The 25,683-nt window shown below is 70.7% G+C and carries 23 protein-coding genes; 6 read left to right on the forward strand and 17 right to left on the reverse strand.

The features are described from left to right. Positions 1 to 519: hypothetical protein (locus ACFVH0_RS08525; protein ID WP_385818837.1), on the reverse strand; the 519-nt coding region annotated here is incomplete at its 3' end. A gap of 356 nt (positions 520 to 875) precedes the next feature. Here ACFVH0_RS08525 and ACFVH0_RS08530 point away from each other — a divergent pair. The 3 genes from ACFVH0_RS08530 (at position 876) to ACFVH0_RS08540 (ending at position 5,276) form a co-directional block, all read left to right on the forward strand. After that, positions 876 to 1,595 (forward strand): class F sortase, encoded by a 720-nt coding sequence (locus tag ACFVH0_RS08530; RefSeq protein ID WP_385818838.1) that lies wholly within the window; start codon positions 876 to 878, stop codon positions 1,593 to 1,595. 124 nt (positions 1,596 to 1,719) lie between these two features. Beyond that, positions 1,720 to 3,213 (forward strand): VCBS repeat-containing protein, encoded by a 1,494-nt coding sequence (locus ACFVH0_RS08535; RefSeq protein WP_385818839.1) that lies wholly within the window; start codon positions 1,720 to 1,722, stop codon positions 3,211 to 3,213. A 290-nt stretch (positions 3,214 to 3,503) separates the two neighbouring features. Continuing rightward, complete coding sequence (locus ACFVH0_RS08540) at positions 3,504 to 5,276, forward strand: coagulation factor 5/8 type domain-containing protein (RefSeq protein ID WP_385818840.1); 1,773 nt, start codon at positions 3,504 to 3,506, stop codon at positions 5,274 to 5,276. A 163-nt stretch (positions 5,277 to 5,439) separates the two neighbouring features. Here ACFVH0_RS08540 and ACFVH0_RS08545 read toward each other — a convergent pair whose 3' ends face one another. Beyond that, complete coding sequence (locus ACFVH0_RS08545; RefSeq protein WP_385818841.1) at positions 5,440 to 5,988, reverse strand: DUF3558 family protein; 549 nt, start codon at positions 5,986 to 5,988, stop codon at positions 5,440 to 5,442. A gap of 168 nt (positions 5,989 to 6,156) precedes the next feature. Between ACFVH0_RS08545 and ACFVH0_RS08550 the strand changes: the two genes are divergently transcribed. Further along, entirely contained in the window at positions 6,157 to 6,765 is a 609-nt protein-coding gene (locus ACFVH0_RS08550; protein ID WP_385818842.1) for a TetR/AcrR family transcriptional regulator, read from the forward strand. A gap of 89 nt (positions 6,766 to 6,854) precedes the next feature. Here ACFVH0_RS08550 and ACFVH0_RS08555 read toward each other — a convergent pair whose 3' ends face one another. Continuing rightward, the gene (locus ACFVH0_RS08555) at positions 6,855 to 7,610 is read right to left on the reverse strand and encodes an SDR family NAD(P)-dependent oxidoreductase (RefSeq protein WP_385818843.1); all 756 of its coding nucleotides are present in this window, start codon (positions 7,608 to 7,610) and stop codon (positions 6,855 to 6,857) included. 301 nt (positions 7,611 to 7,911) lie between these two features. On the opposite strand from ACFVH0_RS08555, the gene ACFVH0_RS08560 reads away from it, so the two are divergent. After that, positions 7,912 to 8,217 (forward strand): hypothetical protein, encoded by a 306-nt coding sequence (locus ACFVH0_RS08560; RefSeq protein ID WP_385818844.1) that lies wholly within the window; start codon positions 7,912 to 7,914, stop codon positions 8,215 to 8,217. A gap of 54 nt (positions 8,218 to 8,271) precedes the next feature. Here ACFVH0_RS08560 and ACFVH0_RS08565 read toward each other — a convergent pair whose 3' ends face one another. From ACFVH0_RS08565 to ACFVH0_RS08600, 8 genes are all read right to left on the reverse strand, one after another. Next, positions 8,272 to 8,883, reverse strand: coding sequence for a response regulator (locus ACFVH0_RS08565; protein ID WP_385818845.1), 612 nt, complete (start codon positions 8,881 to 8,883; stop codon positions 8,272 to 8,274). Then, positions 8,880 to 10,058 (reverse strand): sensor histidine kinase, encoded by a 1,179-nt coding sequence (locus ACFVH0_RS08570; protein ID WP_385818846.1) that lies wholly within the window; start codon positions 10,056 to 10,058, stop codon positions 8,880 to 8,882. The genes ACFVH0_RS08565 and ACFVH0_RS08570 overlap by 4 nt, the downstream gene beginning before the upstream one ends. Then, entirely contained in the window at positions 10,055 to 10,795 is a 741-nt protein-coding gene (locus ACFVH0_RS08575) for an ABC transporter permease (protein ID WP_385818847.1), read from the reverse strand. Before ACFVH0_RS08575 ends, ACFVH0_RS08570 begins: the two co-directional genes overlap by 4 nt. Further along, positions 10,792 to 11,727: an ABC transporter ATP-binding protein gene (locus ACFVH0_RS08580; protein ID WP_385818848.1), complete on the reverse strand. Its 936-nt coding sequence runs from the start codon at positions 11,725 to 11,727 to the stop codon at positions 10,792 to 10,794. The genes ACFVH0_RS08575 and ACFVH0_RS08580 overlap by 4 nt, the downstream gene beginning before the upstream one ends. 179 nt (positions 11,728 to 11,906) lie before the next feature. After that, on the reverse strand, positions 11,907 to 13,793 hold the full coding sequence (locus tag ACFVH0_RS08585) for a peptidoglycan binding domain-containing protein (protein ID WP_385818849.1): 1,887 nt from the start codon (positions 13,791 to 13,793) through the stop codon (positions 11,907 to 11,909). A 418-nt stretch (positions 13,794 to 14,211) separates the two neighbouring features. Next, positions 14,212 to 14,658, reverse strand: a complete 447-nt coding sequence (locus ACFVH0_RS08590; RefSeq protein WP_385818850.1) for a DUF6113 family protein — start codon at positions 14,656 to 14,658, stop codon at positions 14,212 to 14,214. Further along, a complete protein-coding gene (mshB, locus tag ACFVH0_RS08595; protein ID WP_385818851.1) occupies positions 14,655 to 15,554 on the reverse strand; it encodes an N-acetyl-1-D-myo-inositol-2-amino-2-deoxy-alpha-D-glucopyranoside deacetylase in 900 nt (299 codons plus the stop codon). Before mshB ends, ACFVH0_RS08590 begins: the two co-directional genes overlap by 4 nt. 77 nt (positions 15,555 to 15,631) lie before the next feature. After that, complete coding sequence (locus ACFVH0_RS08600) at positions 15,632 to 15,826, reverse strand: hypothetical protein (protein WP_093896879.1); 195 nt, start codon at positions 15,824 to 15,826, stop codon at positions 15,632 to 15,634. A gap of 223 nt (positions 15,827 to 16,049) precedes the next feature. On the opposite strand from ACFVH0_RS08600, the gene ACFVH0_RS08605 reads away from it, so the two are divergent. Further along, the gene (locus ACFVH0_RS08605; protein WP_385818852.1) at positions 16,050 to 18,182 is read left to right on the forward strand and encodes a prolyl oligopeptidase family serine peptidase; all 2,133 of its coding nucleotides are present in this window, start codon (positions 16,050 to 16,052) and stop codon (positions 18,180 to 18,182) included. 24 nt (positions 18,183 to 18,206) lie between these two features. Here the strand turns inward: ACFVH0_RS08605 and ACFVH0_RS08610 are convergent, their stop codons facing one another. From ACFVH0_RS08610 to ACFVH0_RS08635, 6 genes are all read right to left on the reverse strand, one after another. Beyond that, complete coding sequence (locus ACFVH0_RS08610; RefSeq protein WP_385818853.1) at positions 18,207 to 19,208, reverse strand: hypothetical protein; 1,002 nt, start codon at positions 19,206 to 19,208, stop codon at positions 18,207 to 18,209. A gap of 197 nt (positions 19,209 to 19,405) precedes the next feature. After that, positions 19,406 to 20,725: an ABC transporter ATP-binding protein gene (locus ACFVH0_RS08615; protein ID WP_385818854.1), complete on the reverse strand. Its 1,320-nt coding sequence runs from the start codon at positions 20,723 to 20,725 to the stop codon at positions 19,406 to 19,408. Further along, positions 20,715 to 21,692 carry an ABC transporter ATP-binding protein gene (locus tag ACFVH0_RS08620; RefSeq protein WP_385818855.1) on the reverse strand — a complete coding sequence of 326 codons (978 nt, stop codon included), beginning with the start codon at positions 21,690 to 21,692 and terminating at the stop codon, positions 20,715 to 20,717. The genes ACFVH0_RS08615 and ACFVH0_RS08620 overlap by 11 nt, the downstream gene beginning before the upstream one ends. Before the next feature lie 13 nt (positions 21,693 to 21,705). Continuing rightward, positions 21,706 to 22,680, reverse strand: coding sequence for an ABC transporter permease (locus ACFVH0_RS08625; RefSeq protein ID WP_385818856.1), 975 nt, complete (start codon positions 22,678 to 22,680; stop codon positions 21,706 to 21,708). After that, positions 22,673 to 23,596: an ABC transporter permease gene (locus ACFVH0_RS08630; RefSeq protein WP_384755033.1), complete on the reverse strand. Its 924-nt coding sequence runs from the start codon at positions 23,594 to 23,596 to the stop codon at positions 22,673 to 22,675. Before ACFVH0_RS08630 ends, ACFVH0_RS08625 begins: the two co-directional genes overlap by 8 nt. Positions 23,597 to 23,722: 126 nt before the next feature. Continuing rightward, complete coding sequence (locus ACFVH0_RS08635; protein ID WP_385818857.1) at positions 23,723 to 25,354, reverse strand: ABC transporter substrate-binding protein; 1,632 nt, start codon at positions 25,352 to 25,354, stop codon at positions 23,723 to 23,725. Positions 25,355 to 25,683 lie beyond the last annotated feature (329 nt).

Here is a 25,683-nt window from a genome sequence, read left to right on the forward strand (position 1 = left end):
GGCCGCGGCGGCGACGACGGCGGTCGTGGCGGTGGCCGCGGTGGAGACGAGGGTGGCCGTGGCGGCGACCGCGGCGGCTACGGCCGTCCCAACGGTGGCGTCCACGCCGGCGGCGGCTTCATGGCCACTGTGATCACCGGTGGTGACACGGGCGGCGGCGACAAGGGCGGCGAGGGCGACCGCGGCGGCTACGGCGAGGGCCGTGGCGGCCGTGGCAACCACGGCGGTCCCTACGGCGGCGTCCACACCGGCGGCGGCTTCATGGCCTCCGTGATCACCAGTGACGACGAGGGCGGTCGCGGTGGCGACCGTGGCGGCGACGAGGGCGGCCGCGGCGGCGACGAAGGTGGCCGTGGCGGTGGCCGTGGCGGAGACGAAGGTGGCCGCGGTGGCGACCGTGGCGGCGACCGCGGTGGCTACGGCGACCGTGGCGGCGACCGCGGTGGCTACGGCGACCGTGGCGGCGACCGCGGTGGCTACGGCGACCGTGGCGGTGACCGACCCCGTGGTGGTGTGCACGCCGGTGGTGGCGGCATGGCGATGACCGGTGGCGGTCTGGCCGCCGGCTCGGCGCTGCTGCTCGGTGGTGTCGGCGTCGGCGCGTACAAGCTGCGCCGCCGCCAGTCGACGGGTGGCGCGATGGCCTGACCAGGCCGAACCACCGGCCGGTCGTTTCGTTGTCGCGGCCGCTGCCCCTCGGGGTGGCGGCCGCGGCGGCTGCTTTTCCTCCCTGATAAGCCCCGGATAAGCCCGGACCTCACCCGGGCCCCGCCGCTCCCCCCTCGGCTTCCCCCGCTCCTCCCGCTTTCCCCCGCTTTCCCTCTCCCCTCCCCCGTTCTCCTCCTCAACACCGCACAACCGAAAGGCACGTTCCCATGGCCGCCCCGCAGTCGACCGGCTCCACCCCCACCCGGACTGCCCCCCGAACCACACTGGGCCGCGCCCTGATGTGGCCCGCCGTGACAGCCGGGCTCGGCATGATCCTGATCTACAACTCCTTCGGCACCTCGGTCGACGACAAGCCTCCGGCCCGGCCCGCCGCCGTCTCGTCCGCCGCCCCCGAGGTCCTCGGCTCCCATGCCGCGCCGGCCCCCGTCACTTCGTCCAAGGCCACCCTCGGCCCGGCGATGGAGCGTTCCGTGCCGAAGCGTCTGCGGATCGCGGACATCGGCGTGGACGCACCGTTCACCGATCTCTCCATCGGCGCCACCGGGCAGCTGGACGCGCCGCCACCCAACGACAACAACCTGGTCGGCTGGTACAAGGACGGCGCCACCCCCGGCGAGCGCGGTGCCGCGATCGTGGCCGGCCACGTCGACACGATGACCGGCCCCGCCGTCTTCCTCCAGCTCCAGTACCTCCAGCCCGGCGCCAAGGTCGACATCACTCGCGCGGACGGCTCGGTCGCCACGTTCAAGGTCGACTCCGTCGAGCAGTTCAGCAAGGCGAAGTTCCCCGACGACCGGGTCTACGCCGACACCGACTCCGCGCAGCTCCGCCTGATCACCTGCGGCGGCGCGTACAACAAGACCGCGAAGGACTACGAGGACAACGTGGTGGCCTTCGCCCACCTCGACAGCTTCGAGAAGGGCTGACCGACGACGGCCGCCCGTGGCGGTGCGGCACAACCATCCGCCGGACCGCGAGGTCGTACGGGGCAGTACGGAGCTCATTTCCGTACTGCCCCGACTCACGTTCCGAGCACCGGAGTTGACCGACATGCCCGCTCCCTCCCACCGCCGCCGCCTGGCCGTAGCGACCGGCATCGTCCTGATCGCCGGGGCCGTCGCGGCCCCCGTGGGCCACGCCACCACGAAGTCCTCCGCCCCCGCGGCGAGCGCCCCCAGCCCGAAGCGGCTGCACGACGACTTCAATGGCGACGGCTATTCCGACGTCGCGGTGGGCGCCCCCATGGCCGTCCTCGGCGACCCGGAGGGCGGCGCGGGCGCCGTGAGCGTCCTCTTCGGCGGCCCCGGCGGCCTCTCCTCCGCCCACAAACAAGTGCTGACCTGGCCGGACCGCCCGGGCATCAGCAACCCCGGGGACGCCCGCTACGGAACGGAACTGCGCAGCGGCGACCTGGACGGCGACGGTTACGCGGATCTCGTCAGCCGCCCCTGGGCGTACCGGGCCAACGGTGACAAGGGCACGGTGCTGACCGTCAACTGGGGTGGCCCGTCCGGCCTTTCGAAGAACGCGATGCTCCTGAAGCCCATCCCCGGTGACCAGGCCTACGGCTTCGGCGACCTGGACGTGGGCGATGTCGACGGTGACGGCATCGCCGACATCGCGGTGGACGACGCGCGACTCGGTGGCCACATCCTGCACGGCCCGATCGACCGCACCGGCAAGTGGAGCAGGCTCGGTTCGTTCTCGGTCGAGGGCACCGACCTGCTCGACATCTCGGAGATCGCCACCGGCGAGGTGACCGGCGACGGCGTGGGCGATCTGGTGATCCTCGGCTTCGGCCCGGACGACCCGTGGCAGCAGCACACGTACCTGCTGAAGGGCAGCCGCACCGGGTTCTCCGCCCCGGTCGAGATCAAGGACGCGGACGGCGCCGGTGTCGGCGGCACCTCCGTGGGCATCGCCGACCTGGACAAGGACGGCCACGGGGACATCGTCATCGGGCACGGCGACGGATCGACGCACCTGAACAACCCGGCACAGAAGGGCGGTGCGCTGTTCATCTCGTACGGCGGACCGAAGGGACAGAGCACCGCCCGCAAGCCCGTCTGGATCAACCAGGACTCCGAAGGCATCTCGGGCACGGCCGAGGCCCACGACCTGATGGGCTACAGCCTGGCACTGGGCGACACGGACGGCGACGGCTACCCCGACATCGCCACGGGCCTGCCGGGCGAGGGGATCAACGGCATCCGCGAGGCCGGCCGGGTCCTGGTCCTCAAGGGCGGTCCGAAGGGCGTGAGCGGTGCGGGTTCCAAGGAGTTCGGCCAGTACACGGCCGGGGTTCCGGGGGTCGCCGAGGCGGGCGACCGGTTCGGCGCGGCCCTCGCGCTGGCCGACTACGACGGCAGGGGCCGCACGGAAATGGTGGTCGGCGACCCGACGGAGAACGGCGGCAGGGGCGCCCTGTGGATCTTCGGTACGGATGCCACCGGCATCATCGCCAAGGGTTCCGTCTCGTTCGGCGCGGCCACGATCGGCGCCCCGGCCGGCCCGTCCCATTTCAGCGAGACGCTGACGGACTGACCGCATGGGGAAGGGGCGGCCGTACGAGGACGGCCGCCCCCGTCCCGGGGCCGGCCGGTCGTCATCCTCTGAATCCACGTTCCCGGTGAACTGACCGCAGAACGGGTCAATTGCCTTTCTCCTGACGTCAGTTGTTGCGCACAGGCCGATCCGGCACCGCCACCGGTGCACACCTCTTGACGTTCCCCGCACGGCGGCGGAACCATCGAATCCCGCTGGGAGAGCGCTCTCAGAGCGCTCTCTCCGCAGTTCGTCGTGCACTCGAACCACGACTCAGGAGAAGTGTCCTCATGCATGCTCCCCCCACGTCACCCCCACGCCGCCGGCACCGGATCCTCGGATTCGCCGCGTTCGCCGCCGCACTGCTCATCTCCGCCCCCACCGCCCCGACCGCCTACGGTCAGGATGCGCGGGAGATCGTCGGCGGTGGCGATCTGGGCCCCAACGTCATGGTCTTCGACCCCTCCACACCCGACATCCAGGGCAAGGTCGACGAAGTCTTCAAGAGGCAGGAGCCGGCGCAGTTCGGTGACGGCCGCTACGCGTTGTTCTTCAAGCCGGGCACGTACGACAACATCAACGCGCAGATCGGCTTCTACACCTCGATCGCCGGTCTGGGACTGAATCCGGACGACACCACGTTCAACGGCGATGTGACGGTCGACGCCGGCTGGTTCGACGGGAACGCCACCCAGAACTTCTGGCGGTCGGCGGAGAACCTGGCGCTCAACCCGGTGAACGGCACGGACCGTTGGGCGGTGTCGCAGGCCGCGCCGTTCCGCCGGATGCACGTCAGGGGCGGGCTGAACCTCGCGCCCGACGGCTACGGCTGGGCCAGTGGCGGTTATATAGCCGACAGCAGGATCGACGGCCAGGTCGGGCCGTACTCGCAGCAGCAGTGGTACACCCGGGACAGTTCGGTCGGCGGCTGGAACAACGGCGTCTGGAACATGACGTTCTCCGGCGTCGAGGGTGCGCCCGCGCAGAGCTTCCCGGAGCCCCCGTACACCACGCTCGACACCACCCCCGTCTCGCGCGAGAAGCCGTTCCTCCACCTCGACGGGAACACGTACAAGGTGTTCGTGCCCGCCAAGCGCACAAACGCACGCGGCACTTCATGGGGCAACGGCACACCGCAGGGCGAGTCGATACCGCTGGACCGGTTCTACGTGGTGAAGCCCGGCGCGAGCGCGGAGACGATCAACGCCGCGGTGGAGCAGGGCCTGCACCTGCTGTTCACGCCCGGTGTCTACCACGTGGACCGGACCATCGAGATCAACCGCGCCGACACCGTGGTGCTCGGCCTGGGGCTCGCCACGATCGTCCCGGACAACGGGGTCACGGCCATCAGGGTCGGTGACGTGGACGGCGTGAAGCTCGCCGGTCTGCTCGTCGACGCCGGTTCCACGAACTCGGACACGCTGATCGAGGTCGGCCCGGAGGGCGCGTCGGCGCGCCACGCGGACAACCCGACATCGCTCCAGGACGTGTTCGTGCGGGTCGGCGGCGCGGGCGCCGGCAGGGCCACCACCGGCATGGTGATCAACAGCAACGACACGATCATCGACCACACCTGGCTCTGGCGGGCCGACCACGGCGAGGGCGTCGGCTGGGAGACCAACCGGGCCGACTACGGCCTCCAGGTCAATGGTGACAACGTCCTGGCGACCGGCCTGTTCGTGGAGCACTTCAACAAGTACGACGTCCGCTGGTCCGGCGAGAACGGCCGGACGATCTTCTTCCAGAACGAGAAGGCGTACGACGCCCCCAACCAGGCCGCCATTCAGAACGGCGACACCAAGGGGTTCGCGGCCTACAAGGTCGACGACTCGGTGAACAGCCACGAGGGCTGGGGGCTGGGCAGCTACTGCTACTTCAACGTGGACCCGACGATCCGTCAGGACCACGGCTTCCAGGCACCGGTGAAGCCCGGCGTGAAGTTCCACGACCTGCTCGTGGTCTCGCTCGGCGGCAAGGGGCAGTACGAGCACGTCATCAACGGCACGGGCTCGCCCACCTCGGGGTCGGACACCGTCCCGTCGCAGGTGGTGTCGTTCCCGTAGCACCGTTCCGTAGCACCGGGAGTACGGGGTGGGGTCCGGTCGCCACGGCCGGGCCCCGCCGGAGTGCCGGTTCCCCTTCGCCGTCCCCCGCTGGTGACGGTCGGCCGCCTCCGCGAGCAGCCGTTCCAGGTGTTCGGCGTCGGCCCGCACACAGGGCTCTCCGTCAGCCCCGGACGGCGGGCAGCTTCCCCTCGACCCGTGGGGCGAGTTCGTCCAGGCCCTTGCAGAGGTCCTGCTGGGTGGGTTCGACGTCGGAGACACCCAGGAATTCCGAGAGCTTCAGCTCGGCGGACGACGAGCCGTCGATCTCGAAGAGCAGCCCGCAGGAGACGTCCTCGCCGGGCGTGGTGTTCCGCCAGACCCGGCGGCCGTCGACCGCGGGCCGCTCGGAGAACTTCTCCTTGGCGGAAGTGCCGAGGGCCTCCAGCTCCTGGTCGGCGGACCGGTTCCGGAGCGTCAGGACCAGGGCCGTACTCGCGTCCTCGAAGAACTTCGAGCCCTGCCACATGCAGTCGGCCGAAGAGGTGAGCTGCGCGGCGTCATGGAGCTGGTACTCGTCGAGTTCGTCCTCGGTGAAGAAGTCGCACGCCTTGATGTCCGCGATGCCGGAGGGGCGCGGCGCGGGCTCCGGCGGTTCGGACGAACAGGCGGTGAGCGCTCCGCCCACGGTCATCAGCGATATGCAGGCGATCAGCAGATCCCGACCCCTCATCCACCCACTCCTCATGGTTCGTCGTGTCCCGCGCCGAGGTTGCGTCCCGCATCGGCAAGGAGGCGGTCGGCGGGTTCACCGTAGCGACTCCGTCGTTGCCGCATCGGGGAGTTGGACCTACCGGCGCGACTACAGTGGACCACACAGTCCATTCGAGGGAGGCGGATCATGCGCGGGGAGCTGACGGCGAAGGGGAGGGCGACCCGGAGCCGGATCGTCGAGGGGGCTGCGGCGGTGCTGCGGGAGAAGGGGGTCGCTTCGGCGACGCTGGACGACATCATGGCGCGGACCAACACCAGCAAGAGTCAGCTGTTCCACTACTTTCCGGCCGGAAAGGACGAACTGCTCGTCGCGGTCGCGCAGTTCGAGGCGGACCACGTCCTGGAGGACCAGCAGCCGTATCTGGGCCGCCTTGACTCGTGGGAGGCCTGGGAGCAGTGGCGGGATGTGGTGATCGAGCGTTACGAGGCACAGGGCGACAAGTGTCCGCTCGGATCGCTGTTCCTCCAGATCGGGCGCTCGACGCCCGGGGCGCGGGCGATCGCGATCGAGCTGATGCGCCGCTGGCAGGAGAGCCTGGCGGCGGGCATCCGCTCGCTCCAGGCGACCGGCCGGCTTCCCGCCGGGCTCGACGTCGATGCCAGGGCCGCCGCGCTGCTGGCCGCGATCCAGGGGGGCGTGTCGATCCTGCTGTCGACGGGCCGGTCCACCCATCTGCGGGCCGCCCTCGACCAGGGGATCGCGGACCTGCGCCGGGCGGGCGACGCGGTGGTGTGACCCGGCGCCCGGCCGGTTCGCGCGATGTGGTGGTGCGACCCGGCGCCGGCCGGTTCGCGCGGCGGCCCCGGCCGGAGCGACGAAGCGGGTCAGCCGGCGACGCCGGTGCGACCGCCGTCGACGTCGAGCACGATGCCGTGCACGAAGGACGACTCGTCGCCGGCCAGGTAGACGGCGGCGTTCGCGATGGCGTCGGGGGTGCCCGTCCGGCCCGCGGGGGTGCCCTTCATCATGACCTCGCCGGGGTGGATCTCACCGGGGGCGGGGGTCAGCACGACGCCCGGCGAGATCGCGTTCACGCGCACGCCCTGCGGCCCGAACTCCGCCGCCCAGGCCCGGGTCAGGGTTTCCACGGCGCCCTTGGTGGAGCTGTAGAGGGCGCCGACCGGAACGCCCAGGCGCGCGATCCAGGAGCCCAGGTTGATGATCGCCCCGCCGCCCGCCTCCACCATGGCGGGCGCGACGGACGCGGTGAGGAAGAACGGGGCCTTCACATTGACCGCGTAGACCTGGTCGAAGGTCTTCTCGTCGGTGGCCGCCGTGGTGTCTCCGGGGTAGATGCCCGCGTTGTTGACCAGGACGTCGATGCGGCCGCCGAGGACCCGTGACGCCTCCCGGGCCAGCGCCTGCGAGGCGGCGGCGCTGCCGTCCAGGGCGGCCTGCACGAAGTCGGCGCGGCCACCGCGGGCGCGGATGCCGTCGACGACCTCCTTGCCGCGTCCGGCGCTGCGGCCCGAGACGGCGACGTGCGCCCCCTCGGCGGCGAACGCCTCCGCGATGGCCCGTCCGATGTTGCTGGTCGCTCCGGTCACCAGGGCGGTCTTGCCCTCAAGGCGCGTCGACATGGTCCACTCCGTTGCTCGGTCCTCCGACATGAACCCGCACGGCCGAACCGCCTACCGCGTTCGACCGGCCGGGGCCCTGGAAAGCCAGGGCGGAGTGCCACTGTGCGACGACAGAATTGGACCTGCAAGTCCAAAATCCGGCCCCACGGCCCACGGACCCCTCAGCGGCGGCGTCGAGGTCAATCGCTGCTCCAGCCACGGGATCCACTCCCGCGGCAAGTGCTGTGACCGGCAACGCCGGTCACGCACCGGGCCCGTGCGGCCCGGCGCCCCCATGCGGTCATGGCACTAGCATCCACGCATGGGCGTCAACATCATGTTCAATTTCGAGGTGACCGGGCTGGCCGACGAGGCACAGACCAGGTCCGTCCTGAGCGCGCTCGCCGAGCTGGTCGCCGAGGAGGGCCTGCAGGAGCACGAGGTCGCCCTGGGCTGGAGCCTCCAGGACGGGCAGCACTGGATCGCCGGCGAGACCGACCACCCCATCGGCATCAGCCGCTTCTACGCCTGGCGCCCGCACTTCGAGGCCGCCTTCCACGAACGCGTCCGCGCGCTCGCACCCGCCGCCACGGCCTCGGTCAACTGGCAGTACCCGGACGAAGACTGACCGCACCCGGCACGGCCGGCCCGGCGAGTTCACCGCCCGAGCCGTCCCGGCGGGCTACAGCCAGCCCTTCTCGCGGGCGATGCGGACCGCCTCGGCGCGGTTGCGGGCCGCCATTTTCTGGATGGCCATGGAGAGGTAGTTGCGGACCGTCCCCTGCGAGAGGTGGAGGGCGGCCGCGATCTCCGCATTGGTGGAGCCGTCCGCCGCCGTGCGCAGCACATCGCGTTCGCGGTCGGTGAGCGGGCTCGCCCCGTCGGCCAGTGCCGCCGCCGCGAGCGTGGGGTCGATGACGCGTTCCCCGGCGAGCACCTTGCGTACCGCAGCGGCCAGTTGGGAGGCCGGGGCGTCCTTCACCAGGAAGGCATCGGCGCCCGACTCCATCGCCCGGCGCAGATAGCCGGGGCGGCCGAAGGTGGTGACGACGACGACCTTCACGGCCGGGAGTTCGCGCTGCAGGGCGGCGGCCGCGTCGATGCCGGTCATGCCCGGCATCTCGATGTCCAGGAGCGCCACGTCGATGTCGTGCTCGTGGGCGGCGGCCAGCACCTCGTCCCCGCGGGCGACCTGGGCCACCACCTCGATGTCGGGTTCCAGGCCGAGGAGCGCGGCGAGGGCCTCGCGCACCATGGACTGGTCCTCGGCCAGGAGGAGTCTGATCATGCTCATTCCGTGGATCCTAGGCCGGAATCCAGCGGAACACTCAGGGTCAGGGTGAAGCCCTTGCCGGAACCGGAGCTGCCGGCCGAGGTGATCAGCGTGCCGTCGACCGTGGCGAGGCGTTCGCCGATGCCGGTGAGGCCGTTGCCCGGCTTCGTGCCGGAGGGGCCGACGCCGTCGTCGGAGACGGTGAGTTCGAGGAGCCTGCCGTCCAGGGTCTGGCGCGGGGCGAGGGTGACCGTGCAGTGCCGGGCCCCGCTGTGCCGTACGACGTTGGTGACGGCTTCCCGCAGCGCCCAGGCGAGGACCTCCTCCGGCTTCTCGGGGAGGTCGTCGGGGGCCTCGGCCGGGACGTCGGCGGTGATGCCCGCGGCGGCGAGTGCGGTGCGGGCGCCCGCGAGTTCGCCGGGGAGGGTCGGACGGCGGTAGCCGGTGACCGCGCTGCGTACGTCGATCAGGGCCTGGCGGCTGACCTGTTCGATGTCCGCGACCTGGGCTGCCGCCTGCTCCGGGTGGTCCGGGAGCATCCGCCCGGCCAGCTCGCTCTTGAGGGTGATCAGGGAGAGCGAGTGGCCGAGCAGGTCGTGCAGATCGCGGGCGAGCCTGAGCCGTTCCTCGTTGGCGGCGAGCTGGGCGACGGTGGCGCGGGCCTCGCGCAGTTCGATGGTGGTACGGATCAGCTGCCGTACGCCGGTCATCGAGAAGCCGCCGAGCAGCGCCGGGAAGACCAGGGCGGTGATGACCTCGCGGGGGTGGTCGTCGGTCAGGCCGATGCCGACCAGGACGGCCGTGACGACGGGGATGAGCCAACGGGACGTCCGCAGCGGCAGGGTGGCGCCGACGGAGACCGCCACGTACACGAAGAGGACCAGCCACGCGGTGCCGAGCGTCAGCGTGAGGACGACCGACAGGACGCCGAGGAAGGCGATCAGGGAGTGGACGAGACGGTGGTCCAGGGGCTTGGCCGTGTGGCGGAAGACCAGGAGCAGATAGACCCCGACGAAGATCAGCAGGCCGAGCGCGCCGAGCGCCGTCGCCCAGGGGGTGTGGTTGCCGTCGATCAGGTCCTTGACCGGGGCGCTCATGAACGCGAGCCAGATGCCGACCCAGAACAGCTTGATCCAGCCCTGCCGGCGGCTCGTGGGCGGGCGCCCGAGGCCCACGGACGTCTCGTCGTCGTTCACGCCTTCAGGGTGTCCTTCCGGTAGAGCCAGGCCGCGCCGCCCGCGAAGATCAGGAAGTAGGCGCAGAGGATGGCGACGTCCTTGGCGTGCGGCGATCCGCCCATCTCGATCGCCTGGCCGAGAGAAGCGTAAGCGTGCGTGGGCAGCCACTCGGAAATGTTCTGGAGCCACTGCGGGAAGGTCGCGCTGGGCATCCACAGGCCGCCGAGGATGGAGAGCCCGAAGTAGATGATCATGGTGAGCGGGCGGACCGCGTCCCCGCTGGCGAGGTATCCGATGGCGACGCCGAGCGCGGCGAAGACCAGCGATCCGGCCCAGATGACCCCGGCCAGCGCGAACCACTGCCAGGTCTCCACCCGTACGTGCTTGACGGCGGCGGCGACCAGGAAGACCACCACGATGCACGGCAGGGTGACCATCGCCGCGCTGGCGATCTTCGCCAGGACGTAGCCGCGGCTGGGCAGTGCGGTGAGCCGCAGCTGGCGGACCCAGCCCTTCTCGCGCTCCTTGGCGATGCGTTCGCTGTTGCCCATGAGGACGGCGGTCAGCGCCCCGAAGGAGGCCATCGAGACCATGAAGAAGGCCTGGAAGGTGAGTTCGGTGTGCGGGATCCGGTCGGTGGTGTTCTGGGTGCTGGAGATGAGGAGGTAGATCACCGAGGGGTAGATGACCGAGAAGAACATGAACTTCTTGTTCCGCAGGGTGCGGGTCACTTCGAGCCTGATCAACGTGTTCATGCGGTCCTGGCCTCCTCGGCCTCGGTGATGGCTACGAAGGCCTGCTCCAGGCCGAGTCCGGCGACTTCGAGTTCGCGCGGGTAGAGGCCGAGTCCGTACACGGCGTGGACGGTCGCGTCGGCGTCGCGGGACTGGATCCGGACCCGGTTGCCGGTGACGTCGAGCGCGGCGAGGAACGGCAGCCCGCGCAGGGCCGCTTCGTCGATCGGGCCCTCCAGCTCGAAGGAGATCCGGCGGGCTCCGGCCTTCGCCTTGATCTCGGCCGCGGTGCCGTCGGCGAGCAGCCGGCCCTTGTGGAGGACGAGGACGCGGTCGGCGATCGCGTCGGCCTCTTCGAGGTAGTGGGTGGCGAACAGGACGGTACGGCCCTGCCCGGCCTGCTCGCGCATGGTGGCCCAGAATGCCTGCCGGGCGGTGACGTCCATGCCGGTGGTCGGCTCGTCGAGGACGATCAGGTCGTTGGCACCGGCGGTGGCGAGCGCGAAGCGGACACGCTGTTCCTGGCCGCCGGAGAGCTTGTTGACCATCCGGTCGGCGATCTGCACGATGCCGGCGCGGGAGAGCACCTCCGCCACCGGGAACGGCTCGGGGTGCAGGTCGCAGGCGAGGCCGACCAGTTCCTTGACCGTGACGTCCTCCATCAGGCCGCCGGTCTGGAGCATCGCGCCGACCCGGCCCGCGGCGATGGCGTTCTGCGGGGTGGTGCCGAACACCTGGACCGAACCGGAGTCGGCGGTGCGCAGGCCCAGCAGCAGATCCAGGGTGGAGGACTTCCCTGCGCCGTTGGGGCCGAGGAGCGCCACGGTCTCGCCGGGGTGCAGGTCGAGGGTGAGCCCGTCGACGGCGCGTACCGCTCCGTACGCCTTGCTGACCTGGTCGAAGCGGACCGCGGCGGTCTTCGCCCCGGTGGCCTCGGCGGTTGTCGTTGTCATGCGTCAAGCGTGGCGGAGGAGGGGGTGGCCGCGGCAGGGCCGCCGGTCGTGGAAACGGGATGACAGATGTCATGCGGTGCGTATGACTCCGCTGCCCCGGGCGTGGTCCGGACACGGCGCCGCCCCCGGCCGGGGTCCGGCCGGGGGCGGGCGTGCGGTGCGTTCGCCGGGGGCGGCGGTCAGCCGTTGCCGTCGAGGTTGATGACGACGGTCCGCTCGGCGGGGGTCTTGCCGAGCAGTGCGGTCTGCATGGCGTGTGCCACGTCGTCCGCGCCGAGCTGGTGCTTCTTGCCGTCGCCCTTGGTGATCATGATGCCGTCGAAGACGCCGTCGCAGAGGGTGTCGATGGCCTTCTTGTCGTAGTGCTCGACCAGCCGTCCCTTGACCGGCACCATCGAGAGGATCTGCGGCAGCGACCTGGCCGGGCCGAACTGGATCTGCTTGGGGCCCGCCTTGATGGTGATCAGACCGGACATCGCGGGCTTCGCGAACTCCTTCATCGCCCGGTCCAGTTCGGCCTGGCCGATGGTGGGTTCGCTGGTGGTGACGGGCAGTTGGACGACCTTCGTCCGGCCGGTCTGCACCTGGGCGCGGTACGCGTCGCGCACCGAGGTCATCGACTGGTTGACGTCCAGCGCCTTGCCCGACTTCCCGGGTACGGCAACGGCCTTGCCCGGCTCGAACTTGATCGTGCCGTCGTTGGCCGAGCCGGAGACACCCGCCAGGTCCGTCAGCGCGACGCCGAGCTTCTCCTTGTCGACCGGGATCACCGGGTCGACGACGCGCTTGCCGCCGAAGAGCGAGCCGATGACGGAGACCGGGTTGTAGTCGCTGCCGGCCGCCGAGCGCACGGTCTCCTGGCTGTCCAGAGCGAGTCCGGCCTTGTCGGGCGCGAGCTGGGTCTTGCGGCCGTCCACCGACAGCTGGAGGGGGGCCACGGCACGCTTGCCGAGGGCAGCGTCCAGCTTGGTGACGCCCTCTTCCTTCGTGCCGCCGCCGATGTCGACACCGAGGACGGTGGTGCCCTTGGGTACGTCGGAGTGGTTCATCAGCAGCCCGGCGCCGTACGCGACACCTAGCAGCGCGACGACGCCGGCGCCGAGGAGGACCAGCTTGGAGCGGCCCTGCTTCTTCGCGGGCGCGGGCGCCGGTTCGGGACGCGGGACGGGCGACGCGGCGGCGGGACCGCCGGGGCCCGCCGGCCCGGTGCCCATCGGGTCGTCCGGGACACGGGGCGCCGCTTCGGGGCCGCCGGCCCCGGGCTTGCCCGGGAACAGGGACGGTGCCCGGCGCTCCGGCGGAACGACGGGGATGCCGCTGGTGAGCGTGTCACCGGAGACGTTGCCGCCGGGAACGGAGGGGGCCGGGGCCGCGAACTGCGGCGTGAGCACCGCGGTGTCGTCGGACATCCGCGGCGGGCCGCCGGGGGCGCCGGGCCCCTGCGGGCCCGCCGGACCGCCCGGGCCCACCGGGCCGGGGCCGGAGCCCATGGGACCGGAACCCGTGGGTCCGGAGCCGACCGGGCCGGGGCCGGTGCCCATGGGGCCCTGGCCGCCCGGTCCGCCGAGGTTCGGCGTGAGGGACGAAGTCCCGGTGACCGGGCCCGTGGTGGGTCCGGTGGGGCCGGGGGTGCGTACACCGAGGTTCGGCGTCGGGCGCGGGCCGCCGGACGCGGACCCACCGGTCCCGAAGTCGTCGGGGCGGGGCGCGCCCTGGTCGCCGGTGCTCTGCGGACCGTCCGAGAAGTACGGCAGATCGGCGCGGGGCGGCGTGGGTGCGGCACCTCTGATGCCTTCGGCGCCACCGGCCGTACCGCCGCCGGAGGTACCGCCCGCGACCGAGGTGTTCGTGGGGGGCTTGCGCGGGGCGAACCAGTCGCTGCCGCTCTTCTCCCTGGCAGGCTTCTCGGCGGCCGGTTCCGCGCTCGCGGAATCGGTCCGGGCCTCGGCGGCCGGCCCGGCGTCGGAAGCGTCCGGGGCACCGTCGGCCGCGGGCGAACCGGGGCGCGGGATGCTGCCGGTGCGCTCGACGTCGGCGTTGTCGGCGTCGCCCACGGGCGTACGCATGACGACGGGCGGGATCGGACGCGAGCCCGGAATGTTGATCCGGATACGCGTCGTCAGCGTCGTCTCGGTCCTCGGCTCCTCGGACCGGGACGGGTCCGCAGGCTCCGGGGCCCCCTCCGGGGCATCCTGCGAAGGGTGCAGCGACGGATACTGGCGGGATCCGTACGGCGGCGTCCCCGAGGGGTACGCGGCTCCTCCGCGCCCCTGGGGCCCGGAGGACGAACTGTCAGTTTCACGACTCAAAGCAGGTTCTCCCGATTGGCTCCGCCGCCCGTACTTCCCCCATGCCGCAGGCCAGGGGACGGCTCGGCGCGCGAACCACCATACTGGCCGCCGCCGACGGACACCCCGCGACCGGGGGAAACGGCCGCGCGGACGCCGGACGGACAGGGGGCATTACGGGATCGGACGTGGCACATTACTTGCCAGGTCGGCCGTTGTCGGCGCCCTGTTGGGGCGACCGCGACATGGTGGCACAGATCACAGCGACGGCCATCCCGCCCAGCATGAAGAGAGTGAGGCCGAGTTCGTCGCCGAAGACATAGTCGCCTTCCGGGCGCCCACCCAGCAGAACGACGATCGAAATCAGCCATCCCGCAGCGGGTGCCAGGGCTCCGAGCTGGGTGCCGAAGAGCCGGCGGCCCCCGTGGAAGAGGCCGGCGGCGGCCAGCAGCGCGAGCAGCAAACCGGCGGGGAACCAGGCGGCTTGGACGAGCGCCCCCGCGATCCCGACGAGGGCGCCCAGCACGGCGAGGCCCACATAGGCGGCGATCCGCCCGGGGTTGAGGGGGGCGGCGAGGCCGGTGGCCGCGGTGCCGCCGGAGGGGGGCGAGGGGCGCGGTGCGCGCTGCTTGCCGCCGCTCATCGTTCCGCTCCCGCGACGCCCGCGAACAGGTCGTCCTCCCGGCTCCCCCGGGGGGCTCCGGAGTCGCCGCGCACCAACTCGTAGCACTCGGTGGTGAAGACGGGCTGGCCGAGGTCGTTGGAGAGGGCGAAGAAGGGGCCGTCCACGACGATCTGGGTGGCGTGCGCCCGCATCGCGGCGCTCTTGGCGTCGGCGTGGGCCGAGCCGTCGATCCGCGCGGTGATCCTGGAGTCGTCGACCACGCCCGGTACGTCGTCGATGCCGGCGATGCCCGGGAAGGCGTCCGGCGCCGTCTCCCGGAGGCGGGCGAAGCCCTCCTCGGCGACCGAGCGGGGCACCCGGTTCCAGTAGATCTTGGCGATGGTGTGCGGGGCGCCGGACCCGGTGCGGTGGCCGGGGTCTGCGGCGAGGTCGGCGGCGCGCATCGCGACGCGGTGCGCCTGGATGTGGTCGGGGTGTCCGTAGCCGCCGTCGGGGTCGTAGGTGACGAGGACCTGCGGGCGCACCGAGCGGATCACCTCCACCAGGTGTCCGGCGGCCTCGTCCACGTCGGCGGCCCAGAAGGCGCCGGGGCGGTGGTTCTGCTCGGCTCCCATCATTCCGGAGTCGCGGAAGCGTCCGGGGCCGCCCAGGAGCCGGTGGTCGGTGACCCCCAGCTCCCTCATCGCCGCGTCGAGCTCACCCTGGCGGAACGGGCCCAGGGTGTCGTCCCGGTCGGCCGCGAGATGGGCGAGAGAGGGCGGGATGACCTCGCCCTCCTCACCGAGCGTGCAGGTCACCAGGGTGACCTGGGCACCCTCGGCCGCGTACTTGGCCATGGTGGCGCCGTTGTTGATCGACTCGTCGTCGGGGTGCGCGTGCACCAGGAGGAGGCGCCGGGCGGGATGGTCCGTCATGGAGACCACCCTACGAGCCGGGCGCACCGATCACCGCCCGCGTCACCACCGCGCACCTGCCGCCGACGAGCCGGGCCTCAGAACTTGAGGCTTCCGATCATGCCCGCCACATTCGTGGTCAGGTTCGAGATGCTCGGCGCGATCGACGAGCTGGCGAGATAGAAACCGAGCAGTGCGCAGACCACCGCATGTCCGCCCTTCAGTCCGGATTTCCGGATCAGCAGGAAGACGACGATCGCCAGCAGCACCACCGCCGAAATCGAGAGTGCCACGGCGGTTCACCTCCATCAGTACGGTCGGGACGGGCAGCACACATGGAGCCAGCAGGTTCATACCCACCGAGCGCTACGGATCATAACTATCCGTCCTAACGCATTGATCGGGGCACAGCAGCACGAGGGGCGCACGACCGGGCGGTCGGGGACCGTTGCCGCTCGTCCGGATCAGGCCCTGTGGCCCCGTCCCGATGCAGACGAAAGGGACTAGGTTCGGCACATGACTTCGCAGCAGATCTCGTTTCCCCGTCAGCACGCCAGGACCATGCGATTCACCCTCGGCGCCCCGAGGTCGTTCACCGTTTCGCCCGACGGTGAGCGGGTGATCTTCCTGCGGTCGGCCTCCGGAACGGACCGGTCGGGCCGGTTGTGGGTGCTGGATCTGCCGAAGGACGGAGCCCCGGAGGAGCGCGTGGTCGCCGACCCCGAGGCCCTGCTGGGCGGTTCGGCGGAGCGGCTGTCGGCGCAGGAGCGGGCCCGGCGCGAGCGCAGCCGCGAGGGCTCCTCGGGGATCGTCGGCTATGCGGTGGACGCGGCCGTCGAGTTGGCCGCTTTCGCACTCTCCGGGAAGGTGTACGTCGCCGAACTGCGGGCGGGGACGGCCCGTGCGCTGCCGGTTCCGGGCCCGGTGATCGACCCGCGACCGTCACCGGACGGACGACACATCGCATATGTGTCCAAGGGTGCGTTGCGCGTCGTGGGCGCGGAGGGCGACGGCGACCGGGCGCTCGCCGAGCCGGACGGGGACGATGTCTCGTACGGTCTCGCGGAGTTCATCGCCGCCGAGGAGATGCAGCGTTCGCGGGGCTTCTGGTGGTCGCCGGAGTCGGACCGGCTGCTGGTGGCCCGGGTCGACAACGGCCCCGTGCAGCGGTGGTGGATCGCGGACCCCGCGCACCCGGACCGCAGGCCCACCGAGGTCGCCTACCCGGCGGCGGGAACGCCCAACGCCGATGTGCGGCTCTTCGTGCTGGGCCTGGACGGCGCCCGTACCGAAGTGGTCTGGGACCGGGCACGTCACCCCTATCTGGCGCAGGTGCACTGGTCGTCGGACGGGGCGCCGCTGCTGCTGGTGCAGTCCCGTGACCAGCAGAGCCACCTCTTCCTCGCGGTGGACCCGGAGACCGGTTCGACGCGTACGGTGCATGCCGACGAGGACCCGGTATGGCTGGAAATCTTCCCCGGCGTGCCCGCCTGGGCGCCGGACGGCCGGCTGGTACGGATCGCGGACGAGGGCGGGGCGCGGGTGCTCGCGGTCGGCGACCGGCTGCTGACCGGGGCGCAGTTGCACCTCAAGGCGGTCCTGGACATCGGGGACTCGGACATCCTGGTCTCGGCCTCCGCCGGTGAGGAGGCGGCCGAACCGGAGATCGGCGAGACCCATGTCTACCGGGTCAACGAACTGGGTGTCGAGCGGGTCTCCGAGGGGGCCGGGGTGCACTCGGCGGTCCGCGCGGGCGGGGTCACGGTGCTGGTCAGCCACTGCCTCGACCGCTCCGGGGCCCGGGTCGAGGTGGTCCGGGACGGCAAGCGGATCGCGACCGTGGCGAGCCACGCCGAGGAGCCGGTCCTCTCCGCCCGGGTGCAACTCACCGAGGGGGGCGCACGGCGAATTCCGTGCGCCGTGCTGCTCCCCGAGGGGTACGAAGAGTCGGACGGACCGCTTCCGGTGCTGATGGACCCGTACGGCGGACCGCACGGCCGCCGGGTGGTCGCCGCCCGCAATCCGCATCTGACGTCGCAGTGGTTCGCGAACCAGGGCTTCGCGGTCGTGGTCGCGGACGGCCGGGGCATGCAGGGACGTTCACCGGGCTGGGAGAAGGCGGTCAAGAACAATCTGGTGCTCTCCGTCGACGACCAGGTCGAGGCGTTGCAGGCGCTGGCCGGCCGGTTCCCGCTGGACCTCGGCAAGGTCGCGATCCGCGGCTGGTCGTTCGGCGGATACCTGGCGGCGCTGGCCGTGACGCGCCGGCCCGATGTCTTCCACGCGGCGGTGGTCGGCGCCCCGGTGACCGACCAGCGGCTGTACGACACCCACTACACCGAGCGCTATCTCGGCGACCCGGCGAAGCAGCCCGAGGTGTACGCGCACAACTCGGTGATCACCGACGAAGGGCTCTCGGAGGCCGCCGAGCAGGTGCGGCCGATGATGATCGTCCACGGTCTCGCGGACGACAACGTGGTGGTCGCGCACTCGCTCAAGCTCTCGTCCGCGCTGCTCTCGGCCGGGCGCCCGCACGAGGTGCTGCCGCTCAGCGGGGTGACGCACATGACCCCGCAGGAGCAGGTCGCGGAGAATCTGCTGCTGCTCCAGGTCGACTTCCTGAAGCGGTCGCTGGGGCTGCTCGGCTGAGAACCCGCCGGGTGCCCCTCCCCGTCACCAGCCGGGCGGCGGCTGGGACGGGGGCGGCGGCCCGAAGACGCCGGGGCGCGGATAGCCGTACCCCTGTCCGTAGCCCTGGTCGGGCAGGGGCGGGGGTGCGGCCGGGCCCGGCAGGGCCAGCGCCAGCAGCACCACGGCTCCGGCGAACACCTCGAAGAACCCGGTCACCACGGTGAGCTGGCTCTCGACCGGCAGATCGACGAAGTGCTCCAGCAGTTCGTAGTGCACCGAGCGGGCCACGCCCAGCGCTCCGCCGCCCAGCAGCAGAGCGGCGGCGATCAGGCCGAACGGCCGCGCGTGCACGGCGCGGAACAGCGCGCTCGCCGCCGCGAACAGGCAGAGCAGCGCCAGGACGGCCGTGAACCAGCCGGGCGGCGGGTCGGTCAGCCCCTGGAAGATCCGGTCCCCGCCGACGAACCAGTCGGGGTAGATGTCGGGAATCCGCATCGCCTGGCGGATCTCCCAGGCGATCGTGACCGCTCCCGCCGCGCCGAGGCAGAGGAAGGCGATCACCCCCGCGCCCGGCCCCGGCCGGGCCGGGACGGTTTCGGAGAAGTCGTGCGGGGCCCGGCGTCCCGCCGCCGCGGTGATGATCAGCGCGATGCCCGCCGCGAGCGACGCGAAGACACTGAGCAGGGCGCGGGTGCGCAGGTCGTCGGCGAACCGGGCGTCCATCCGGGGCTCGCCGATGTTCCAGAGTCCGGGGAGCCGCACCACGAGCGTGATCACACCGGTGGCGACCAGCGTGGCACCGGCCACCGAGGACCGCAGGGACGCGACGGCGGCGGCGAGATACACCACGAGCAGCACCACGTCGTACGCCGATGTGGCCGGCAGCAATGGGTTCCGCATGTCGTAGTAGCCGGCCCATTGGCGCCACAGCTGTCCGATGTCGTCGGCCGCCCTGACGTCCCGTACGACCCAGCCCGCGACGATCAGCGCGAGCGCGGCGCAGAGAACGGCACCTGTGACCCTTGCCCCCCGAGTGAGTATCACCCGAGCGATACTCCACCGTCCCCGCCCACCGGACAAGGGGTTCACCGGCGTGGTGCGCCGACGGGCAACCGGCCGGGGGGACTTGGCGTCCTCCCGGCCGGTACACGGCACCCGCACGGCCGTACGCCGACCATGCTGGCCGGTCCGTGTCTCGGCCGCGAGACGGACGGATTGCCCACGCGTTAACGTGCCCGCGGTCAGCCGGCCCGCGTGCCCCCGGACGACGCGGCCCCGCCTTCCCCGTCCGGTGCCCCGCCCTCCCCGTCCGCGGCCCCGCCCTCCCCGTCCGCGGCCCCGCCTTCCCCGTCCGGTGCCCCGCCCTGCCCTTGCGCGCTGTCCGCGCCGTCCGACGGGCCGTCCTCGGCGGCCGTCTCCCCCGGCGCCTCCAGCAGCCCCTCCGGCGGCACCACCTGCTTCTCCTCCGCGAAGTGGCAGGCCGAGTCGTGGCCGGCCGGTGTCCGAGCCGGCCGGAAGACGGCCGGGACGGCCAGCAGCGGCACCTCCAGTTCGCACCGCTCCTGCGCCTTCCAGCACCGGGTGCGGAAGGGGCAGCCGGAAGGCGGGTTGGCGGGCGACGGGACATCGCCGTGCAGGATGATCCGCTCCCGGTGCTCCCGGGCCGCCGGGTCCGGCACCGGGACCGCGGAGAGCAGCGCCTGGGTGTACGGATGCGTGGGGTGGTCGTAGATCTGCTCGTCGGAGCCGATCTCGACGATCCGGCCGAGGTACATCACGCCGACCCGGTCGGAGATGTGCCGGACGATCGACAGGTCGTGCGCGATGAAGACGTAACTGAGCCCGAACTCCGCCTGGAGCCGGTCCAGCAGGTTGACGACCTGCGCCTGCACGGAGACGTCGAGGGCGGAGACGGGTTCGTCGGCGACGATGATCTCGGGGTTCAGGGCCAGGCCGCGGGCGATGCCGATGCGCTGGCGCTGGCCGCCGGAGAACTGGTGCGGATAGCGGTTGATGTACTCCGGGTTGAGCCCGACGACGTCCAGCAGGTCCTGGACCTTCCGGCGCCGCTCCCCCTTCGGGGCCACCTCGGGATGGATCTCGTACGGCTCCCCGATGATGTCGCCGACCGTCATGCGCGGGTTCAGCGAGGTGTACGGGTCCTGGAACACCATCTGGATGTTGCGGCGCACCGCCTTCAGGGCGCGCCCCGACAGCTTGGTGATGTCCTCGCCCTTGTACTTGATCGCGCCGGCCGTCGGCTGTTCCAGATGGACCAGCATCTTCGCCACCGTCGACTTGCCGCAGCCGGACTCCCCCACGATGCCGAGCGTCTCGCCCGCGGCGAGGTCGAAGGAGACCCCGTCGACCGCCTTGACGGCGCCGATCTGCTTCTTGATCAGGATGCCCTGGGTCAGCGGGTAGTGCTTGACCAGGTCACGGACCTCCAGGATCGGTTCGCCGCCCGCCGCGGCGGACCCGGCGCGTGACCTGGCGAGCAGCGCCCGGGCCTTCTCGCCCTCCTCGCGCGCTTCCCTGCGCCCCGAGTGGTCAGCGTGCATCGAGCGTCTCCTTCCAGAAGTAGCAGGCGCTCTCACGGTGCTCGGCCACCTCGAACAGCGGCGGCACCTCGCCCCGGCAGATCTCCTGGGCCATCGGGCAGCGCGGGTTGAAGGCGCAGCCGGGCGGGATGTGCAGCAGGTTGGGCGGCAGGCCCTTGATCGCGTACAGCTCCCGGCCCTTCTGGTCCAGGCGCGGGATCGACCGGAGCAGACCCTTGGTGTACGGGTGGGCGGGTGCCCGGTAGATCTCGTGGACCGGGGCGGCCTCGACGATCCGGCCCGCGTACATCACGGCGATCTTGTCGGCGACGTCCGCGACGACGCCCAGGTCGTGGGTGATCAGGATCAGGCCCATGTTCAGCTCGCGCTGGAGCTCGGCGAGCAGGTCCATCACCTGGGCCTGGACGGTCACGTCGAGTGCGGTGGTGGGTTCGTCCGCGATGATCAGCGACGGCTCCAGCGCCATCGCCATGGCGATCATGATGCGCTGGCGCATGCCGCCGGAGAACTGGTGCGGGAAGTTCCCGACGCGTTCCTTGGCCGCCGGGATGCGGACCCGGTCCATCAGCTCGACGGCCTTCAGCTTCGCGTCCTTGCGGGACATCCCCCGGTGCACGACGAACATCTCACCGAGCTGCTCCCCCACGCTGAGCACGGGATTGAGGGAGGAGAGCGCGTCCTGGAAGATCATGGCCATCTCCTGGCCGCGGATCTTCCGGCGCTCGTCCTTCTTCATCTTCAGCAGGTCGTGGTCCTTGAAGAGGATCTCGCCGCCGCTGATCTTTCCCGGGGGCATGTCGAGGATGCCCATGATGGCCTGCGCGGTGACCGACTTGCCGGAGCCGGACTCGCCGAGGACGGCGAGCGTCTCGCCCTCGGCCACCGAGTAGTTGACCCCGTTGACGGCCTTGGCGACGCCGTCGCGGGTGTGGAACTCCACGTGCAGATCGCGCACTTCGAGCAACATGGCAGCGGGCTCCTCAGCGCAGCTTGGGGTCGAGGGCGTCGCGCACCGCGTCGCCGAGCATGATGAAGGCGAGCACGGTGACCGCCAGCGCTCCGGCGGGCCAGAGCAGCATGTGCGGGGCGTTGCGGATGTACTGGGAGGCGGCGGAGATGTCGATGCCCCAGGAGACGGCCGGTGGTTTCAGGCCGACGCCGAGGAACGAGAGGGTCGCCTCCAGCGAGATGTACGTACCGAGCGCGATGGTCGCGACGACGATGACCGGCGCGATGGCGTTCGGGGTGATGTGGCGCAGCATCATCCGGGTGTTGGAGGCGCCGAGCGCCCGTGCCGCCTGTACGTAGTCGTTCTGTTTGGCGGTGATCACGGAGCCGCGGGCGATGCGGGCGATCTGCGGCCAGCCCAGCAGCACGATGAAGCCGATCACCGGCCAGACGGTGGAGCTGGTGACCACGGAGAGGAAGACCAGGCCGCCGAGGACCACGGGGATGCCGAAGAAGACGTCGGTGACGCGGGAGAGGATCGAGTCCGACAGGCCGCCGAAGAACCCGGCCAGGCCGCCGAGCAGGCCGCCGAGCAGGGTGACGCCGAGGGTGGAACAGACGCCCACGGTCACCGAGTTCCTGGCCCCGTAGACGGTACGGGTGTACACGTCGCAGCCCTGTCCGTCGAAGCCGAAGGGGTGTCCGGGCTGGGAGCTCTGCTGGGCCTTGGCCAGGTCGCAGTTGAGCGGGTCCTGGTCGGCGATCAGCGAGGGCCAGATCGAGATGATCACCAGGAAGAGGATGATCAGGGCGGAGATGATGAAGACCGGGTTGCGGCGCAGGTCCCGCCAGGCGTCGGACCACAGGCTGTGCGGCTTCTCGGCGGGGCCGGTGCCCTCGGGGCCGCCGGGTGTCCTTTCGAGGGTCGTGCCCTCCTCCAGGGCGAGATCCATCACGCCTCCCGCTCCGGCCGACGAGATCGCCTCGTCCGGTGTCTGCTCAGGCATAGCGGATCCTCGGGTCGAGTACGGCGTACAGCAGGTCGACGATCAGGTTCGCCGCCAGGAAGACGAGGACGAGGATGGTGACGAAGCCGACGACGGTCTGGGAGTTCTGGCGCAGGATGCCCTGGTAGAGCTGGAAGCCGACGCCGTGGATGTTGAAGATCCGCTCCGTGACGATCGCCCCGCCCATCAGGGCGCCCACGTCGGTGCCGATGAAGGTGACGACCGGGATCAGTGAGTTGCGCAGCAGGTGCCGGATGACGACGCGGCGTCCGGGCAGGCCCTTGGCGACGGCGGTGCGGACGTAGTCGGCGCGGGCGTTCTCCGCGATGGAGGTCCGGGTGAGCCGGGTGACGTACGCCAGGGAGACCGAGGCGAGCACGAGTCCGGGCACGAGCAGCTCGTTGAAGGGGGCCTCCGAGGAGACGGAGGGTTTGATGATGCCCCACTCGACTCCGAGGAGGAGCTGGAGCAGCAGGCCGGTGACGAAGGTCGGGATGGAGATGACGACCAGGGTCAGGATGAGCACGGTGGTGTCGACGGGGCGGCCGCGGCGCAGGCCGGTGACGACTCCGAGGCTGATGCCGATGACGATCTCGAAGACGATCGCGACGACGGTGAGCCGGATGGTGATGGGGAAGGCGGTGGCCATCAGCTCGGTGACCTTCTGACCGTTGAACGCGGTGCCGAAGTCGCCGGTGAAGACATTGCCCATGTAGGTGAGGTATTGCTGCCAGACGGGCTTGTCGAGGCCGAACTCCGAGCGGAGCTGGGCCGCGGTCGCGGGGTCGCACTGGCGGTCGCCGCAGAGACCCGCGATGGGGTCGCCCATCACATTCACCATGAGGAAGATCAACAGCGTGGTGCCGAAGAAGACCGGGATCATCTGCAGCAGCCGCCGGATCACATAACGTCCCATGAAGGGGCTCCGGGGGTCGCGGGGGTCAGAGGCTCGGGGCTGGGGAGTGACGCGTCCGGGGGACGGGGAGGCCGGGCGGCCGGTGCGCTCCTGGCACCGGCCACCCGGCCGCAGGGCCTCAACGGGTCACTTGACCTTGATCTGCGCGTAGACCGGGACGCTGAACTGGTTCAGCGACACGTCGGAGATGTTCTCCGAGTAGCCGGCGCTGCCGTTCTGGTACCAGAGCGGGATGACGGGCATCTGCGCGACCAGGACCTTCTCCGCGTCCTGGAAGGTGGAGACGGCCTTGGCCTTGTCGGACTCGGCGTTGGCCTTGTCGACGAGCCCGTCGAACTGCTTGTTGCTCCACTTGCCGTCGTTGGACGAGGCGTCGGTGTAGTAGACGGGCTGAAGGAAGTTCTGGATGAGCGGGTAGTCCATCTGCCAGCCGGCCCGCCAGGCACCGGTCAGCTTCTGCTGGGAGACCTGGCTGCGGAAGTCGGCGAAGGTGCCGACCGGGGCGCCGACGCACGCCTTGTTGTTGCCCATCACCTTGTTGATGCTGTTGCAGACGGCGTCGACCCACTCCTTGTGGGAGCCGGTGTCACCGTTGTACGAGATCTTGAGCTGGCCGCCGGGGATGCCGCCGCCCTCCTGGATCAGCTTCTTGGCGTTGGCCGCGTTGTACTCGCAGGGCGCGCCGCACAGCCCCTTCTTGAAGCCGCCCTCCTCGCCGAGGACCGGGGAGGTCCAGTCGGAGGCGGGGGTGCGGGTCTTCTGGAAGATCTGATCGGTGATCTGCTGCCGGTTGATCGCCATCGACAGGCCCTGGCGGACCTTGATGCCGCCGGGGGTGTCCCACTTCTTGTCGTAGAAGGGGAAGGCGAGGGTCTGGATGATGCCGGCCGGGGTGTTGATGTACCGGTCGCCGAGGTCCGCCTTGACGTTCTTCAGCTGCGAGGCGGGCACGTCGTCGACGAGGTCGAGGTTGCCGGCCGTCAGGTCGGTGTAGGCGGTGTTGTTGTCGGTGTAGACCTTGAGGTCGATGCCGCCGTTCTGCGCCTTGTCGTCGCCGGGGTACTTGTCCCACTTGCGCAGGTTCATCGACGAGCCCTTGGTGTACTTGTCGACGGTGTACGGCCCGTTGCCGATCGGCTTGGCCACCCAGGCGGCGTGGTCGGTGAAGAACGCCTTGGGCAGCGGGGCGAAGGCCGGGTAGCCGAGGGTGTCCGGCCACAGGGAGAACTTCTGCGACAGCTTGACGGTGAACGTCTTGTCGTCGAGGACCTTGAGGCCGGAGAGCGTGGCGGCCGAGGCGGTGCCGGAGTCGGGGTGGACCTTGTCGTAGCCGTCGATGTAACCGAAGAAGTAGGCGTTCTTCTGATTGTTCTTCAGCAGCGCCCCGTAGTTCCAGGCGTCCACGAACGACTTGGCGGTGATCTTCTCGCCGTTGCTGAAGGTCCAGCCGTCCTTCACGGTGACCGTGAAGTTCTGGTTGTCCTTGGTCTCGATCTTCTCGGCGAGCATGTCGGTGGCCGCGCCGGTCTTCGGGTCGTACCTCTTGAGCCCCCGGAAGATCATGTCGAGGACCTTGCCGCCCTGCACCTCGTTGGTGTTCGCGGGTTCGAGCGGGTTCTGCGGGTCACCCCACGAAGAGCTCACGATGCCGTTCGCCCCACCGCCGCCACTGCTGCTGCCCCCGCCGCCACATGCCGTCGCCGCCAGGGCGACGACCACCGCACATGCGGCCCACCTGGCCTGTGTGGCTCCGCGCATGGAGTGCCTCCTCGTAGTGCTCCGTCTTACGTACGGTCAAATATCACCGCATCACGGACATCGCGCACATTTACTCCACCCATTCGGGCGTGCCGGAGCCCACCCGAGTGGCATCCCGCGGCCGGAGGAGCTGCGGGTGTGACCCCCGGCAGACACCGGAGCGATAACGGCCGCGCATCGAATGCGCATCGACCGCGAGTACGGCCGGTCGACCGTACGAATTCCGAGACAACCGCGCCCGCATATCGGACTCATTGCCGGACTTCACCCGTTAAGTCGCGAACACGCCTTCGAAAAAGCCAAACGGAAGCAAAGCCACACCCTTGACT

The sequence above is a fragment of the Streptomyces sp. NPDC127117 genome, assembly GCF_042677325.1.
GTDB lineage: Bacteria > Actinomycetota > Actinomycetes > Streptomycetales > Streptomycetaceae > Streptomyces.

Excerpts from the sequence above, each read along its gene's own strand:
- ACFVH0_RS08555 (WP_385818843.1), bottom strand. The coding sequence starts at position 7,610 with ATGTCGACGCGCCTTGAGGGCAAGACCGCCCTGGTGACCGGAGCGACC.
- ACFVH0_RS08580 (WP_385818848.1), bottom strand. The coding sequence starts at position 11,727 with ATGACAACGACAACCGCCGAGGCCACCGGGGCGAAGACCGCCGCGGTC.
- ACFVH0_RS08535 (WP_385818839.1), top strand. The coding sequence starts at position 1,720 with ATGCCCGCTCCCTCCCACCGCCGCCGCCTGGCCGTAGCGACCGGCATC.
- mshB (WP_385818851.1), bottom strand. The coding sequence starts at position 15,554 with ATGACGGACCATCCCGCCCGGCGCCTCCTCCTGGTGCACGCGCACCCC.
- ACFVH0_RS08630 (WP_384755033.1), bottom strand. The coding sequence starts at position 23,596 with ATGGGACGTTATGTGATCCGGCGGCTGCTGCAGATGATCCCGGTCTTC.
- ACFVH0_RS08550 (WP_385818842.1), top strand. The coding sequence starts at position 6,157 with ATGCGCGGGGAGCTGACGGCGAAGGGGAGGGCGACCCGGAGCCGGATC.
- ACFVH0_RS08635 (WP_385818857.1), bottom strand. The coding sequence starts at position 25,354 with ATGCGCGGAGCCACACAGGCCAGGTGGGCCGCATGTGCGGTGGTCGTC.
- ACFVH0_RS08585 (WP_385818849.1), bottom strand. The coding sequence starts at position 13,793 with ATGCGTACGCCCGTGGGCGACGCCGACAACGCCGACGTCGAGCGCACC.
- ACFVH0_RS08560 (WP_385818844.1), top strand. The coding sequence starts at position 7,912 with ATGGGCGTCAACATCATGTTCAATTTCGAGGTGACCGGGCTGGCCGAC.
- ACFVH0_RS08615 (WP_385818854.1), bottom strand. The coding sequence starts at position 20,725 with ATGCACGCTGACCACTCGGGGCGCAGGGAAGCGCGCGAGGAGGGCGAG.
- ACFVH0_RS08565 (WP_385818845.1), bottom strand. The coding sequence starts at position 8,883 with ATGAGCATGATCAGACTCCTCCTGGCCGAGGACCAGTCCATGGTGCGC.
- ACFVH0_RS08545 (WP_385818841.1), bottom strand. The coding sequence starts at position 5,988 with ATGAGGGGTCGGGATCTGCTGATCGCCTGCATATCGCTGATGACCGTG.
- ACFVH0_RS08605 (WP_385818852.1), top strand. The coding sequence starts at position 16,050 with ATGACTTCGCAGCAGATCTCGTTTCCCCGTCAGCACGCCAGGACCATG.
- ACFVH0_RS08625 (WP_385818856.1), bottom strand. The coding sequence starts at position 22,680 with ATGCCTGAGCAGACACCGGACGAGGCGATCTCGTCGGCCGGAGCGGGA.
- ACFVH0_RS08575 (WP_385818847.1), bottom strand. The coding sequence starts at position 10,795 with ATGAACACGTTGATCAGGCTCGAAGTGACCCGCACCCTGCGGAACAAG.
- ACFVH0_RS08590 (WP_385818850.1), bottom strand. The coding sequence starts at position 14,658 with ATGAGCGGCGGCAAGCAGCGCGCACCGCGCCCCTCGCCCCCCTCCGGC.
- ACFVH0_RS08530 (WP_385818838.1), top strand. The coding sequence starts at position 876 with ATGGCCGCCCCGCAGTCGACCGGCTCCACCCCCACCCGGACTGCCCCC.
- ACFVH0_RS08620 (WP_385818855.1), bottom strand. The coding sequence starts at position 21,692 with ATGTTGCTCGAAGTGCGCGATCTGCACGTGGAGTTCCACACCCGCGAC.
- ACFVH0_RS08540 (WP_385818840.1), top strand. The coding sequence starts at position 3,504 with ATGCATGCTCCCCCCACGTCACCCCCACGCCGCCGGCACCGGATCCTC.